This is a genomic window from Blautia sp. HCP3S3_D9, assembly GCF_052063845.1.
In the GTDB taxonomy this organism is placed as follows: Bacteria; Bacillota; Clostridia; order Lachnospirales; family Lachnospiraceae; genus Blautia_A.
Map to the genome: position 1 here is coordinate 1 of NZ_JBQHWS010000016.1, position 14,124 is coordinate 14,124.

Consider the following 14,124-nt stretch of genomic DNA (forward strand, 5'->3'; position numbering starts at 1 on the left):
CCACTTATGTGGATAACCAGACAATGGAATGTCCGAAATCAGGGATATCACTTTTGTGTAGGTGTCTAAAAAATAGGCACTACACTAATTCAAAATGTCCTTGACAAGGGGTACAGTTTATTGAAACGTGCTGCTACAATTCCTACTTTCATTCCATCTGATACTAATTTTCCTTCTAATGTTTTCATTTTTTTAATCCTTTCATCTGTAAATTTATTTTTAACCTGTACAGGTTTTTATACAAAGTAAGTTTTATTTTCGGTAACGTTATTGTTACGTTAAAAATTCTCTGCCGCATTTAATACTTCAGAATATGTCCCATCCGTAATTGTTTTGTTTTGAGATAGTGCAGATCATATGCTGTCGCATTCATCTGGATCGGAACTCTCTTTTTGATCTTGATTCCAAATTCTTCCAGCTGATAAACCTTATCCGGATTATTTGTCAACAGGCGCAGTTCTTTTACTCCCAGATTTCTCAGAATCTGCGCACCTATATAATATTCTCTTTCATCCCCGGCAAATCCAAGTGCCAGATTCGCTTCGAGTGTATCCATTCCCTGTTCCTGAAGTTCATAAGCACGGAGTTTATTGATCAGTCCGATTCCTCGTCCTTCCTGTCTCATATAAAGAAGTATTCCCCTTCCCTCTTCTTCAATCTGGGACATAGCTGCTGCAAACTGCTGTCCGCAGTCACAGCGCTGAGATCCAAACACGTCTCCTGTCAGGCACTCCGAATGCACACGGCACAGAACATCTTTTCCATCTCCAATTTCACCTTTTACCAGCGCCACATGATGTTCACCATTAAGACGGTTTACAAATCCGTATGCCATAAATTCTCCGTATCTGGTAGGCATTTTTGTAGTCGTCACGCGGTCCACCAGAATATCATGGCATTTACGGTAATTCTGAATATCTTTGATCGTTATGAATTTCAGATTCCACTTTCTGGCAAGTTCCCGTAACTCAGAGGTCTTCATGATAGTGCCATCTTCTCGCATAATTTCACAACACAGGCCACACTGTTTTAATCTGGCAAGTCTGCAGAGATCTACAGTTGCCTCTGTATGTCCGTTCCTTTCCAGCACCCCATTCTTCTTTGCCAGAAGCGGAAACATATGTCCGGGACGTCTGAAATCTTCGGGTTTTGCATTCTCATCTACGCATTTCATGGCTGTAACAGAACGTTCTGCTGCGGAGATTCCTGTACTGGTACTGACATGGTCTACGGAAACAGTAAAAGCCGTTTCGTGATTATCAGAATTTTCTGCTACCATCTGCGGGAAGTGCAGTTTTCTTACATATTCCTCAGACATTGGCATACAGATAAGTCCCTTTCCATGGGTAGCCATAAAATTAATATTTTCTGTTGTGGCAAACTCTGCTGCACAGATAAAATCTCCTTCATTTTTTCTCTCCTTATGCAATGTATTTTTCTGATACCATATATTTTTCTTCTGTTAAGAGGGCAAAATCATTCGCATTGGCAGCTTATCTGGTCCATGTCAGGCAGATAAAGCATTCACTGCACAATTCTGCACCAGTCGAATAACTGCTTTTTGCTTAATTCTGTCAAAATCCATACTTATTCAGGAAATCCCGTTCCTTCTACTGGCGTCTTTGCTTTTTCTCCTCCAAAAAGTTTGGGTGCTATATAGGTCTGAACTTTCTGGACAATGCCGCTTTCCAGTGCTGACCAGTTTAAAGTGCCTCCTCCTTCCAGCAAAATACTGTCTATTTTTTCGGCTCCAAGAAGTTCCATTAATCTGTTTAAATCTATGTGTCCGTTTTTCTTCGGAACATACAGCACTTTGCATCCAAGTTCTTCATAATTCTTTATCTTCTGCTCTTTACTGCTGGTCGCAAGAATTATAGGAACTGTCGCTGCAGTCTTCACGATCTTAGAATTCAGTGGTGTTCTCAGGTGGGAATCACAGATAATACGCACGGGATTTCTGCTGTTTTCCAGTCTGCAGGTGAGCATCGGATCATCCGCCAGAACTGTTCCCACTCCAACCATAATTCCTGTATATTTCAGTCTCTGTTTCTGTACATGCCTTCTGGCAGCTTCTCCTGTCACCCATCTGGATGCACCTGTATAAGCGGCAATCTTTCCATCCAAAGTCATCGCATATTTCATGACTACATATGGTTTTTGATTTTGAATGTAATAAAAGAACGCTTCATTCAATTTATCACAATCTCCTTTTAAAACATTTTCTGTCACTTCAATCCCATGATCCTTCAAAATCTGGATTCCTTTTCCTGCAACCAGCGGATTAGGATCCGATGATCCGACGATCACGCGTCTGATTCCCGACTCCAGGATCGCATTGACACATGGAGGCTGTTTTCCGTAATGACAACAAGGTTCTAAAGTAACATACATGGATGCACCTTCTGGTTGTTCTGTGCATGCTGCCAAAGCTTCCCTCTCTGCATGAAGTTCACCATATTTTCTGTGATATCCCTGGCCAATAATCTTTTCATTTTTAACGATCACGGCGCCTACCATTGGATTGGGTGCTGTAAAACCCATTCCTTTTTGGGCCAGTTCTAAAGCCATTTTCATATATTGTCTGTCTTTTTCCATATCAGTTATATTTTTCAATACCTCATCTCCTGTTCTTCTGATGGTACAGAAAAAGCCCCGGTGTTTTTCAACATCCAGGGCTTATGAATTCATATTTGATATGAATTATCTTTCTGTGAATCTGACTTTTATTTCATTGCTGAAATCATTTTAATGATATTAAAAAAGCTCTGGAATAAATTTATTATTCCAGAGCAGTCAGCTTTCACAGATCAGTTAATTCTTCTGTATCTTTACTACTATCTTCTTTCATCCAGACTGTACTGTCGGCTTCGGAATTGCACCGAATCATACCTTACGGCTCGTGGGCTTTACCACCGGTAGGGAATTGCACCCTGTCCTGAAAATCTTATTTTATTCAGCAACTTTTATACTTTATCCTACTGATGTTGGATAGTATACGCTTAACTTTTATCTATGTCAAGATTTTTTTCAGGAAAGTAATTCTCTTACCATCTCTGCGTTGAATGCAACACCTGTCAAATGGTCTACTTCGATCTGGTACAGGGCATTGGCTGCAATGTGCTCTGCTGCCTGTTCCAGGTCACGGATTCCGCTGGTGTTTTTATGTTTCTCAACGATAGCATCCAGACCGTCTTCTGTTACTACGCATTCTTCTGCTTTCAGGCTCATGCGTTTCAGAACTTTTGGAAGAACGTATTTGGAGAAGATGATCTTCTTCTCTTCTGACGTGTAATCCGGGATATCGATCACTGCAAAACGGGACATCAGCGGTGCACTGATCTGGGATTTATCATTTGCTGTGGCAATAGGATATACACCAACTGTCGGTACCATACATTCCATGTAGTTGTCTGTAAATCCAAGGTTGTCAAGCAGTGTCAAAAGTACATCTGCAGGGTTTCCATTACCTTTACCTGATGCTGCTTTATCAAGCTCGTTGATGATAAATACAAGGTTAGATTCTCCTGCTGCTGAGAAGGCTTCCATAATGATTCCAGGCTTCGCATTTGCATAGATTCTGGAGCTTCCTGTGAGCTGTTCCGGGTCATTGATGGAACTCATGTCCAGAGTTGTCCACGGAAGTTTCAGGATACGTGCAACTGCATAAGCAATCTGAGATTTACCTGTACCAGCAGGACCTACAAGGAGAAGTCCGTATGCCGGAAGTGTATGAGTACGGTTAATCTGGATAATTGTTTCGATGATACGCTGCTTTACAGATTCCATTCCGTAAAGTTCTTCGTCAAGGATCCTGCGGGCTTCCTGAGGGTCAATTGCTTCGAAATAGTTGCTCTTCCACTGTACATTCATCATAATGGAAAGTGCACGCTGGGCATGACGTCTCTCCTCCGGAGATACTTCGTGAGAACGGGCAACTGCGAGGTTTCTTCTTGCCCAGAGACGGATATTGTCCGGAAGGGTTCTTCCTGCGCAGGTCATGAAATCAGTAATACTCTGAATACTCGTAAGTTTCATTTCATCTCCTGTTTCTTCCTCATCTTCTTCCTCAACAGCCTCTGCAGGTGCGCTGCTTGCAAGAAGTCTCTCAATCATAAACTGAAGGAATCCGTCCTCTGCAGAAAGCTTGGTGCCGCCACCGAATGCTGTCTCACGGATCTTATAAACTGCATATCCATTTTCCTGATTCTGTCCGGAGAGACGTACATTGATATGGTTCTCTCCAAGCCATTTGAGAAGGCTTACGAATCTGGAATCAATACTTATAATATCTGCGCTGAAAGTTCCGTCTTCTTCTTTGAATTCAAAGGATGTACGTTTGATCGGATTAGTAAAAATACCGCAGGAATGATGCTTCCACTGACGGCTGCTGTTATCCAGGATCATGATCGGTTTCTCCGGAGAAGTCTCCTTTTCATTAGACTGGAAAGTAGTGTAGGTACATTCAGACTGGACACCTGGTTTCTTATCTGAAGCACCACTGAAATCAAATACTGGCATAATGATTACTCCTTTTATCTTTATTGTTAATGTGCTGTTTCTTCCTGCATGTCATGTATAGAATACCGCTTCAGCAGTTTTCATTACTTTTTATATTACAGATACAGCATAATAAGACTGCATAATATACACTATTTACAGACAGGATGAAATAGCCTGTCTTTACATTTTAATCTATTTTATTCTAGCAGAATCTTCTCTTTTAATCAATTACCGATATTTAATAATTGCATAATTATGTATTTATCTGTTACTGCTCACAAGTAATATCATACGATTTTTTTGGTGAACGAAGGTCACGGAAAACCCGGACTATACCGATTATATCCTCATTTATTCCTCCAAAATCATTGACGGTAACATCCGCAGGCTTTATAATAAGGATAACTGAGAATTTCCAGATACTCTCTGGAAAATCGGAATTTACTTTTAGGAGAGCAAAATGAGCAAAATTATTTTAACCGGTGACCGTCCAACCGGCCGCCTTCATGTTGGACATTATGTTGGTTCATTATCCGAGCGTGTTCGCTTACAGAACTCCGGCTTATATGATGAAATTTATATTATGATCGCAGATGCACAGGCTTTAACAGATAACGCTGAACATCCTGAGAAAGTTCGCCAGAACATTCTTCAGGTTGCATTAGATTACCTTGCATGCGGCATTGATCCTGAGAAGTCTACTATTTTTATCCAGTCCATGGTTCCGGAGCTTACAGAGCTTACTTTCTATTATATGAACCTTGTTACTGTAGCACGTGTACAGCGTAACCCTACAGTTAAATCCGAGATCCAGATGCGTAATTTCGAAGCAAGTATCCCTGTTGGATTCTTCTGTTATCCGATCAGCCAGGCTGCAGATATCACTGCATTCCGCGCTACTACTGTTCCGGTTGGAGAGGATCAGCTTCCAATGCTTGAACAGTGCAAAGAGATCGTACACAAATTCAATACAGTATACGGTGAGACTCTGACAGAGCCTGAGATCATTCTGCCATCCAATAAGGCATGCCTTCGTCTGCCAGGTATTGATGGAAAAGCAAAAATGAGCAAGTCTCTCGGAAACTGCATCTATCTTGCAGATGAGGAAGCGGACGTTAAAAAGAAAGTTATGTCCATGTTCACAGACCCGAATCATCTCCGTGTGGAAGATCCGGGACGCGTAGAAGGAAACCCTGTATTTATTTATCTGGATGCATTCTGCAAGCCGGAATATTTCGCAGAGTTCCTGCCTGAATATCAGAATCTGGATGAGCTGAAGGCACATTATACACGCGGCGGTCTGGGTGATGTTAAGGTTAAGAAATTCCTGAACAAAGTACTCCAGGCAGAGCTTTCTCCAATCCGTGAAAGACGTAAATACTGGGAGCAGCATCTGGATGATGTATATGAAATCCTCAAAGAAGGCAGCAAAGTCGCTGAAGCAAAAGCAGCTCAGACACTTCATGATGTGCGTTCTGCAATGCAGATTAACTACTTTGATGATAACAGCCTGATTAAATAATTTTCATAAACCACAAAGAATATAAAAACAGGTTCAGACAAAGAGTATGATCTCTCATCTGAACCTGTTTTTATTTTACTTTATTATCTATTAGCTAACTACAAGTTCCCATCCACTGCTTATTTCTTCACAGATTTTCTTCTTTTCTTTTTCTCTTCATAAAGAGCCTCATCTGCATCTTTTAACACATCTGAAATTATCAGATCACTGCCACAGCAGACAACATGATATCCTACCGACAATTCCACATAATATGGTTTGTCAGAATCACTGTTAAACTCATTGCTCTCTCTTCTCACCCGTTCCCGGATTCTCTGTCCGTCGTCTACATTTCCCGGAAGCATTGCGCAGAACTCATCACCACCAATCCTTCCTATAACTCCACTGTCTCCCACTGCAGACTTTAAGACTTCTGCACACTGCCGTATTGCGAAATCTCCCTCTATATGTCCAAAAGAATCATTGATTTCCTTCAGATGATCCAGATCAGCAAACAGAATCACCATCTCTTTTCCCGCATTCTCTCTGTTTATCTGTACCGCTTTCTCCATAAAACCTCTGCGATTCAGATATCCTGTCAGTGCATCAGATTCAGAAAAAAAGTTCAGAACGTTCATCCTCTTTATAGGAAATAATCTCCTCACCCATCTGGTATGCAGCCAGATACATTTTATCCGGACATTTCCAATCTTCGTCTCTGTAATGAGCAATCGGTTCCTTAAATATATAAAGATAAGAAGCCTTCGCATTCAGAGTATTAAGTTTCACAAGTGCACGTCTGTACATTTCCTGCTCATCATTCATATGACACAGCATATCTTTGGAAATCAGTGGTACAAACCAGCTCTCCTGCTGAAATGTGCTAAAATGTTCTTTTTCTCCTTTTATGATATACGCTGTGATTTTGTCATTCATCAGCCGTTTTCTCAGAAGTAGATTCTGTACGATTTCCCTGTCTGCTTTTTCCTTCTGCAGTTCTTTCTGGATACATTCATCCACAAACTGGTCAAATACTTTCATCAGGGAATGACCGCTGAGCATCCCGCCAAGATCACTTACGAACAGTTTTTGGAGATTTTTTTTATATTTTCTTCACTTTCAGGAATACGAAAATCTACTCTGAGGATAGCCCGCAGATATTCTCTGGTCTTCTCTTTTAGTCCCTTATCTGAATTATCCGGAAGAATTCCTTTTACCATACTGTCCAGATAATGTTCTGTGATATCCGTCCATCCCTCTTCCAGTCCGAGAATAGAGGTTTTCTCATAAACCTTTCTCTCCACACGGCATCCACAGGACTCTCGAATCTTTACTCCTGCCGGCACTACAATAGAATGACATTGCTTTCCTTTACAGAGTTCTACCGCACTGATCACTGCCATATATCCCATATCAAATGCATTCTGCAATACAGTTGTCAACGGAGGATTCATGGTCTCAGCCAGTTCCCAGTCATCAAAGCCGGTAATTGCAATATCCCTGCCGACGATCTTCACTCTTCTGGCACATTCCTTGTATGCAGTCTCTGCCATGACATCATTCGCACAGATCATAGCTTCCATATCCGGGTATGCATCCAGCAGCTCATTCACCTGGTTCTGCACACAGGACGAATAATCTCCGTAAGCAATCCTGTCAGCCCCAAACTCAATTCCATATTTCTTCATTACATCATATACTGCCTGTCTTCGTTCTCTGGCATCTGTATTACCGTGAGGACCTGCCAGATAGGTAAAATTCCTGTATCCGTGATCTTTTACCAGATGTTCTGCGATTGCATACATTCCATTGTAATTATCCGCAATAATTGAAGTTGATGTTCCTGTTTTGTCTCTTTCTTCCAGAAGAACGCGAGGCTTATCTCTATATTTTTCCAGAAATACAGCACTCTCTTTCTCGTCAAGAAATATACAGAGCGATCCATAAGCAATGATCAGTGCATCCAAATCTGCAAACGCCTCATAATCGTATGCCGCATTAAACTGGTAATCATAATCGTCCTCTGCATCTTCTCCAAAATAGGATTTATAATAATAACTGCTGTGAATTCCAAGGAAAAACAGTACATTGACATCCATAGATTCTGCTGCATGGAAAATTCCCTGCATCAGATCCATCGTATGGGGAGAGTTTGCATTTCCTATCATTACACCAATCGTATATTTTTTATTCACGATTTCTGCTTCCTTTCGAAAAGCCTTTATTTTCGTTTTATTTTACAATAAATTCGGTTAGTCTTCAATATATTTTGGCTATTTTAACTTAAATTTCATATTGTATGGCAACAACGTCAAAACATCTTTCGGCCCTAAAACGTTATTCTGTCTGTTTGCCAGGCTCCAGCATCCATTTTCCTTTCCATGCATAGATCAGCATCAGCACCATTCCTACTGCCCAGGATACCGGATACAGTATATAAATAATATCAATTCTGCTAAAATGTGGAACTACGAACTGTATCCATAAAATACGGAACAGACACAGTGCCAGAAGCATTACTACCATTGGCGGTACGGTCTTGCCTGTTCCTCGGATAGTCCCGGCAAGAGAATGCATAATTCCAAGCAGAAAATAAAATGGGCAGAAATATTTCATTGCCTGAGCACCATAATAGATTACCTCTTTGTCACCGCTGAAAATTCCAATGATCGGTCTCGAGAAAGTCAGTAGAAGGATTCCTGTTACTATAGTATAAAGAACACTCATTGCAAGTGTCACACGCAGGCCTTTCTTAATCCTGTCTGTCTTTCCTGCTCCGTAGTTTTGTCCTGTAAAGGTTGTCGCTGCCATACTGAAACTCATTACCGGCAAAATATTAAATCCATCTACTTTCAGATATGCACCGAAACCTGCCATTGCACTGGCACCAAAACCATTGACACCGGATTGTACCAGAACATTTGAAAAAGAGATCACTGTATTCTGGATTGCGGTCGGCAGACCTACCTGAATGATCCGCCCTGCCATTGTCTTGTCAATGGACAGCTTCTTCGGATTTACACGGTAAATATCCGGAACTCTTACAAGGAACCATAATGCAAAGATACCGGAGAGTACCTGGCTGATATCTGTTGCGATCGCAGCACCCTCGACTCCCATATGCATTCCACCGATCAGCCACAGATCCAGAAAAATATTGGAAAAAGAAGCTACAGCCAGATACATCAGGGAACGTCTGGAATTGCCTACTGCATTCAGAATTCCTGCTGCCATATTGTAGATAACATTAAACACAAGTCCATAGGAATAAATTCTCAAATATAATACGGACTGATCCATAACCTCTTCCGGGGTTTTCATCCATCTGAGGATTGCAGGTGAAAATATGATTCCTGCAATAGTAAGAACAATTCCAAGGATAAAGGCAAGCATCAATGCGGTATGTACGGCGCGCTGAACGCCTCTTTCATCTCCAGCTCCGTAGAACTGTGATACGATAACACCTGCTCCCGCAGATGCCCCCATACTGAATGCAATCAGCAGGCAGATCAGCGATGTACTGGAACCGACTGCCGCCAGCGCATTGCTTCCTACGAAATTTCCTACAATAATTGAGTCCACTGTATTGTACATCTGCTGAAGCAGATTTCCCAGTATCAGTGGTATTGAAAACAGAAGGATCTGCTTCCAGATGGTTCCTTCTGTCATGGTTTTAACCGGTCTGGAACCTGTTTTCACTTTTCCTTCCATTCTCCGACCTTTTTCATTTGCTGACACTGTTATTTCCCCCCTCATCCATTTTTCGTATACATATTTATTATAAAATAAATATCCCAAAAATCAAGACAACTCTATCTGCAACAAGCTTTCAATCATAAGTATAAACAGATTGTTTTTGTATATCAAATACTTATAAGTAATGAATAACTATAGTTTTCAGGAATAATGATATAATTTGTCTGCCATATTTATATCTAAGAAGAAATAAATATAGTAGTTTCCAGCAAAAAACAGAATCATCCTGAAGCATTACATCTGCTCAGCTCATATGATGATTCTGTTCTTATTTATGTTTTATATTCTCTTATGCATCTATTTGGACGGACTTGTAAATAAATGTCCGTCTGTACGATTTCAAATCTGATACCATTTAATCTCATTTGCCTCCAGATGTAACTGGAAACTGCTTCCATCGCCTCTGTAAACGACTGTATCCTGTGGTTCGTAGGTGTTGTTGACTACACAGTATTTGCCATTTTTTACATAGGCATGTACTTCTACATTGTAGTTGGTGGAATACCAACAATGGAGTTCTTCTTCTGCGGATGCTGACCAAAGAACTGCTCGATAAAGTACACGGCTGTTCTTAAAACTGTATGGAAGACTGATATAGACACCTCTTCCTTTGCCAAAGGTCTTTACTGCCATCTGTACTTCCTGGTCTTTCTGAATCAGGATTTCTGTTTCAGGTAAGGCGTAAATATTCTTCTTACCTTCACCGAAATCAACCTCACCTTCTGCATCTTTAAGGATAAAATGATTTCTATGTTCTTCCCAGTTATATTTGTCTGTATTCAGATTAAATCCGTGTTCTTCTTCTACCCCAAGTACATCATCTAACTGAATAAACCTGCCCTGCCATTGATGTGATGCAGGTTCTCCGACGCCGATAAAGCCGCCGCCATTGTAGACAAATTCTCTGACTGCTGTGATGATCGTCTCGTCAATCCAGTTCTCACCACCGGACTGTGCTGTGTCTGCATCTCCTACGTTGATCACTACGTCAAATTTCTTCAGCAGATCTTTGTCTGCTTTAATATCGTCAAAGCTGATGAAAGATACATCAAACGGTGCGCCACTCAGTGCTTCGATAATTCCGAAATATGAATAATTCTGCTTATAATAGATTGCATGGTGTACCATATGGTTACCCCAGGAACGCATTTTTCCCCAGCAGTTCAGAACTGCTACACGTTTCACGCAATACGGAGTAGTTCCCTGAATATTATCATATAAAGTACGGAATTCCTCACAGACCTCTTTGATATACTGTACAAAATCCGGGAATTCCAGTGCCAATTTCAAATATCCACCATATCCGATTCTCTGGATTGGACTTCGAAGGATTGCTCTTCTGGCCGTTACCCAGTTTACTTTTGCCTCTTTTACAGGATCACCGCCCTCATGGAAAGTATCCGGGAAAAAGTATGGCAGGAATCTTCCTTCTGTATATTTTACATTCTTAATATCACTGAATAAACGCAGGGTTGCACCATTTCCAACACTTCCAACTACTGCATCCAGCCCGATCGATGCGAACTCATCCATAAATGGTTCCATCCCGATCCAATGGTCACCCATGAACATCATAGCTTCTTTTCCATATTCATGTACAATATCTACCATCTCTTTGGCAAGCTTCGCTACTTCACATCTCTGGAATGCCTGAAAGTCCTTAAATTCTTTTGACGGGATTCTGTAAGTGTTATTCATGTAGCCCTGATCAATGATATATTCCGGTCTGAAAGGATAACCTGCTTCCTGTTCAAACTGTTCCAGAATATATGGGCTGACTGACGCTGAATAGCCAAACCAGTCTACGTATTTCTCTCTTGCCAGTTCATCAAATATAAGGGTAAACTGATGGAAAAAAGTAGTAAATCTTACAACATTTACATACTCATGTGTATCCAGAAATCGGCGCAGACGTTCCAGGGAATGTGCTCTTGTTTTTGGCTGCCGCACATCGAAAGTAATCTGCGGTTCCACATCTTTCCAGTCGTTCACTACTGCATTATACATATGTACTGGATCCCACATAATATATGCCAGGAAACTTACCGTATACTCATGAAACAGTTCCGCTGATCTAATCACTACATTACCATTTGCTTCCTCATATGTCCACTGATCTGCTGGTACTATTTCACCAGTAGTACGATCTATCACTTCCCACCATCTATAAATATCATCTCTTGTATTTACCGCAAGCATATCCGGGTAAAGGTGATCCATCAGATGAATTTCCAACACATCAGCCGTCGCTGTATGGAAGGATGTCATAATGTACATCTGCTGGATTTCTTCCGGATGTGCTTTTGCCCAGGCATTATCTTTGCGGGTAGTATAGTAGGTTGCATAGATCTTGGCACCTGTATCTTTCAGTTCCTGCGGAAACTCTGTGCCATCACAGTCACGAATGGCATCTGCTCCCCATTCTTCTATCATTTCCAATGTCTGTGGCACCACATCTAAGTCAGTTGGTATAGTTACACGGCCTTTTCCCATTTTCTTTTGCCTCCTTTATTTTGTTCTGATTTCAGTCAGATAGGATCATTTATTTCATAATCTGTCTGATTTAAGAGGATTGCTATAATTCCACAATTGTATTATTTTTCAGTATTATTTCACCATCACTCATATTTTTTCGCAGAAGCGGAACTCCTTTTCTGATATAAAACTGATTTTCCGCCACATATGCATCCGGATTTCCGGAAGGGCTCAGAATTCCGCCCAGATCATCATAGCTTACATTCTTTCGAAAGATATTATGAATTGACTCTTCCAGACAAAACATGACACAGCCACCCTCGTTTTGTCTGCTGTAATTATATTCATATATGGTTCCATCCCCGGAATCTGCATCATATGCCATGCCGTCCTGACTCCATAAGATGCGATTTCTATCGGATCACCTATCTCTCCTTTTCCTCTGATATGCAGATACTGGTCTTCGAAAACGGACCCTCTTTCCAGAAGAACACGGTCTCCTGCACCAAGCTCACTCCCCCTGATCCGGTGCAGCGTTCTGAAAGGAGTCTCCTGTGTCAGACCGTCGTTCTTGTCATTTCCATTAACTGAGCTGACATAATATGTTATGGATTTCCTTTTCATATTCTATCTCCCGCATTCTTTTTTTAATGATCCCAGATACTTCTTCATAAGTAAAACTGTCTCCGTTGTATCTTGTAAACAGATCTCTGTTCGCCTCATAAAACATTTGTTTTTCTTCTTCAAAAATCGTCTGATATGTATAATATTTTTTTACTTTTTCACATTCTGATACAAAATCCAGGTGAAATCTTGTCTGTTCATATCGGACATAAGCAGGCAGAGAAAGCTGTTCAGGGCCATAAACGATTTCACCTTTTTGCAGCATCTGTTCTCTTTTCCGGTTTTCTTTCTGCCGTCTGTCTTCCAATCCATTCAAAGTATCGTCTTCAATCAATCCCAGTTTTTTTGCAAAAATCAGCTCTGCTCTCAGCTGTTTCTGCTCTTTTTCATTCATGATCAATTCATACATAACCCATAAACTCCTCTTTATTTATCACTGTCCATCCCCATGCCCGGCATCTCACTTCTTAGGACGAAATATCGGGATTGCCGGAAACAGTAATCTTTATTTCACCGCACCTGTCAATCCGTTTGAGAAGCTCTTTTGCAGACAGAAAAAAATGACCGCGGTCGGCAGTGTACAAATCAGAACACCCAACATCAGCATTCCATAATCAACACTGTATCCACTCTTTAAGTTGGCAACTAGCATCGGCATTGTGATCGATACATTATCCTGCAGGATAACTTTTGGCCACAGATAATTATTCCATGCATTCATGAATGTTACAGTCATTGCCGCACCATAAGTAGACTTCATGATGGGCACATACATGCGGAAAAAGATTGCGATTTCGCTCATTCCTTCCAGTCTGCTGGCTTCGATAATGTCTATCGGGAAGGATCTGGATGCCTGACGGAACAGCATGATCATAAACGGTGTGGAAACTGATGGCAGAACCAGTGCAATCCAGCTGTTTACTAGTCCCATGCTGGAGAATATCTTAAACAACGGGATCATCAATGCCACGAACGGCAGCATCATAGCCAGGAGCAGAATACTCATCAAAGTATCTTTTCCTTTGTCATGGTAAATCTCAAATCCGTATCCCGCAATAGAGCATACCAGCAGGGAAATAATTGTGATCAGAATCGCATTTCTGAATGAGTTAAACATGGCAAGTCCAAGGTTCTGATTGGCTACCAAAGTCTTGAAATTCTCCACCAGATATCCACCCGGGATCAGTCTTCCTCTTACAATATCAATACTCTTATTAGTCGCACCGGAGAGCATGTAATACAGCGGAAATACAGACAGTAAGCTTGCA

12 protein-coding genes and 1 riboswitch are annotated in these 14,124 nt (G+C 41.1%); of the genes, 1 reads left to right on the forward strand and 11 read right to left on the reverse strand.

The features are described from left to right. Nucleotides 1-298: 298 nt before the first annotated feature. From ribA to ACTNES_RS05445, 3 genes are all read right to left on the reverse strand, one after another. Nucleotides 299-1,429, reverse strand: a complete 1,131-nt coding sequence (gene ribA / locus ACTNES_RS05435; RefSeq protein WP_291818338.1) for a GTP cyclohydrolase II — start codon at nt 1,427-1,429, stop codon at nt 299-301. Between the two features lie 158 nt (nt 1,430-1,587). After that, nucleotides 1,588-2,595, reverse strand: a complete 1,008-nt coding sequence (ribD, locus tag ACTNES_RS05440) for a bifunctional diaminohydroxyphosphoribosylaminopyrimidine deaminase/5-amino-6-(5-phosphoribosylamino)uracil reductase RibD (protein WP_291818364.1) — start codon at nt 2,593-2,595, stop codon at nt 1,588-1,590. A 237-nt stretch (nt 2,596-2,832) separates the two neighbouring features. Next, nucleotides 2,833-2,947, reverse strand: a riboswitch (FMN riboswitch). Nucleotides 2,948-3,027: 80 nt separating this feature from the next. Next, nucleotides 3,028-4,518, reverse strand: a complete 1,491-nt coding sequence (locus tag ACTNES_RS05445) for an AAA family ATPase (protein ID WP_291807454.1) — start codon at nt 4,516-4,518, stop codon at nt 3,028-3,030. A 442-nt stretch (nt 4,519-4,960) separates the two neighbouring features. On the opposite strand from ACTNES_RS05445, the gene trpS reads away from it, so the two are divergent. Next, entirely contained in the window at nt 4,961-6,022 is a 1,062-nt protein-coding gene (gene trpS / locus ACTNES_RS05450; RefSeq protein WP_216459669.1) for a tryptophan--tRNA ligase, read from the forward strand. 119 nt (nt 6,023-6,141) lie between these two features. Here trpS and ACTNES_RS05455 read toward each other — a convergent pair whose 3' ends face one another. From ACTNES_RS05455 to ACTNES_RS05490, 8 genes are all read right to left on the reverse strand, one after another. After that, a complete protein-coding gene (locus ACTNES_RS05455) occupies nt 6,142-6,639 on the reverse strand; it encodes a GGDEF domain-containing protein (RefSeq protein ID WP_441038765.1) in 498 nt (165 codons plus the stop codon). Then, nucleotides 6,614-7,042: a hypothetical protein gene (locus ACTNES_RS05460; protein WP_441038767.1), complete on the reverse strand. Its 429-nt coding sequence runs from the start codon at nt 7,040-7,042 to the stop codon at nt 6,614-6,616. Before ACTNES_RS05460 ends, ACTNES_RS05455 begins: the two co-directional genes overlap by 26 nt. Nucleotides 7,043-7,077: 35 nt before the next feature. Beyond that, nucleotides 7,078-8,196: a LacI family DNA-binding transcriptional regulator gene (locus tag ACTNES_RS05465; RefSeq protein ID WP_291818333.1), complete on the reverse strand. Its 1,119-nt coding sequence runs from the start codon at nt 8,194-8,196 to the stop codon at nt 7,078-7,080. A gap of 142 nt (nt 8,197-8,338) precedes the next feature. Beyond that, nucleotides 8,339-9,739: an MATE family efflux transporter gene (locus ACTNES_RS05470; RefSeq protein ID WP_331476709.1), complete on the reverse strand. Its 1,401-nt coding sequence runs from the start codon at nt 9,737-9,739 to the stop codon at nt 8,339-8,341. 357 nt (nt 9,740-10,096) lie between these two features. Beyond that, nucleotides 10,097-12,250 (reverse strand): 1,3-beta-galactosyl-N-acetylhexosamine phosphorylase, encoded by a 2,154-nt coding sequence (gene gnpA, locus ACTNES_RS05475; protein WP_441038769.1) that lies wholly within the window; start codon nt 12,248-12,250, stop codon nt 10,097-10,099. Between the two features lie 82 nt (nt 12,251-12,332). After that, a complete protein-coding gene (locus ACTNES_RS05480; RefSeq protein WP_291818332.1) occupies nt 12,333-12,617 on the reverse strand; it encodes a hypothetical protein in 285 nt (94 codons plus the stop codon). Between the two features lie 198 nt (nt 12,618-12,815). Then, entirely contained in the window at nt 12,816-13,265 is a 450-nt protein-coding gene (locus ACTNES_RS05485; protein WP_216459673.1) for a hypothetical protein, read from the reverse strand. Between the two features lie 96 nt (nt 13,266-13,361). Next, nucleotides 13,362-14,090, reverse strand: a complete 729-nt coding sequence (locus tag ACTNES_RS05490) for a carbohydrate ABC transporter permease (RefSeq protein WP_300333257.1) — start codon at nt 14,088-14,090, stop codon at nt 13,362-13,364. Between the last annotated feature and the right edge of the window lie 34 nt (nt 14,091-14,124).

Coding starts and splice junctions, on each gene's coding strand:
- ACTNES_RS05480 (WP_291818332.1), bottom strand. CDS start 12,617: ATGGCATATGATGCAGATTCCGGGGATGGAACCATATATGAATATAAT.
- ACTNES_RS05490 (WP_300333257.1), bottom strand. CDS start 14,090: ATGCTCTCCGGTGCGACTAATAAGAGTATTGATATTGTAAGAGGAAGA.
- gnpA (WP_441038769.1), bottom strand. CDS start 12,250: ATGGGAAAAGGCCGTGTAACTATACCAACTGACTTAGATGTGGTGCCA.
- ACTNES_RS05445 (WP_291807454.1), bottom strand. CDS start 4,518: ATGCCAGTATTTGATTTCAGTGGTGCTTCAGATAAGAAACCAGGTGTC.
- ACTNES_RS05485 (WP_216459673.1), bottom strand. CDS start 13,265: ATGTATGAATTGATCATGAATGAAAAAGAGCAGAAACAGCTGAGAGCA.
- ACTNES_RS05460 (WP_441038767.1), bottom strand. CDS start 7,042: ATGAAAGTATTTGACCAGTTTGTGGATGAATGTATCCAGAAAGAACTG.
- ribD (WP_291818364.1), bottom strand. CDS start 2,595: ATGGAAAAAGACAGACAATATATGAAAATGGCTTTAGAACTGGCCCAA.
- trpS (WP_216459669.1), top strand. CDS start 4,961: ATGAGCAAAATTATTTTAACCGGTGACCGTCCAACCGGCCGCCTTCAT.
- ACTNES_RS05455 (WP_441038765.1), bottom strand. CDS start 6,639: ATGAACGTTCTGAACTTTTTTTCTGAATCTGATGCACTGACAGGATAT.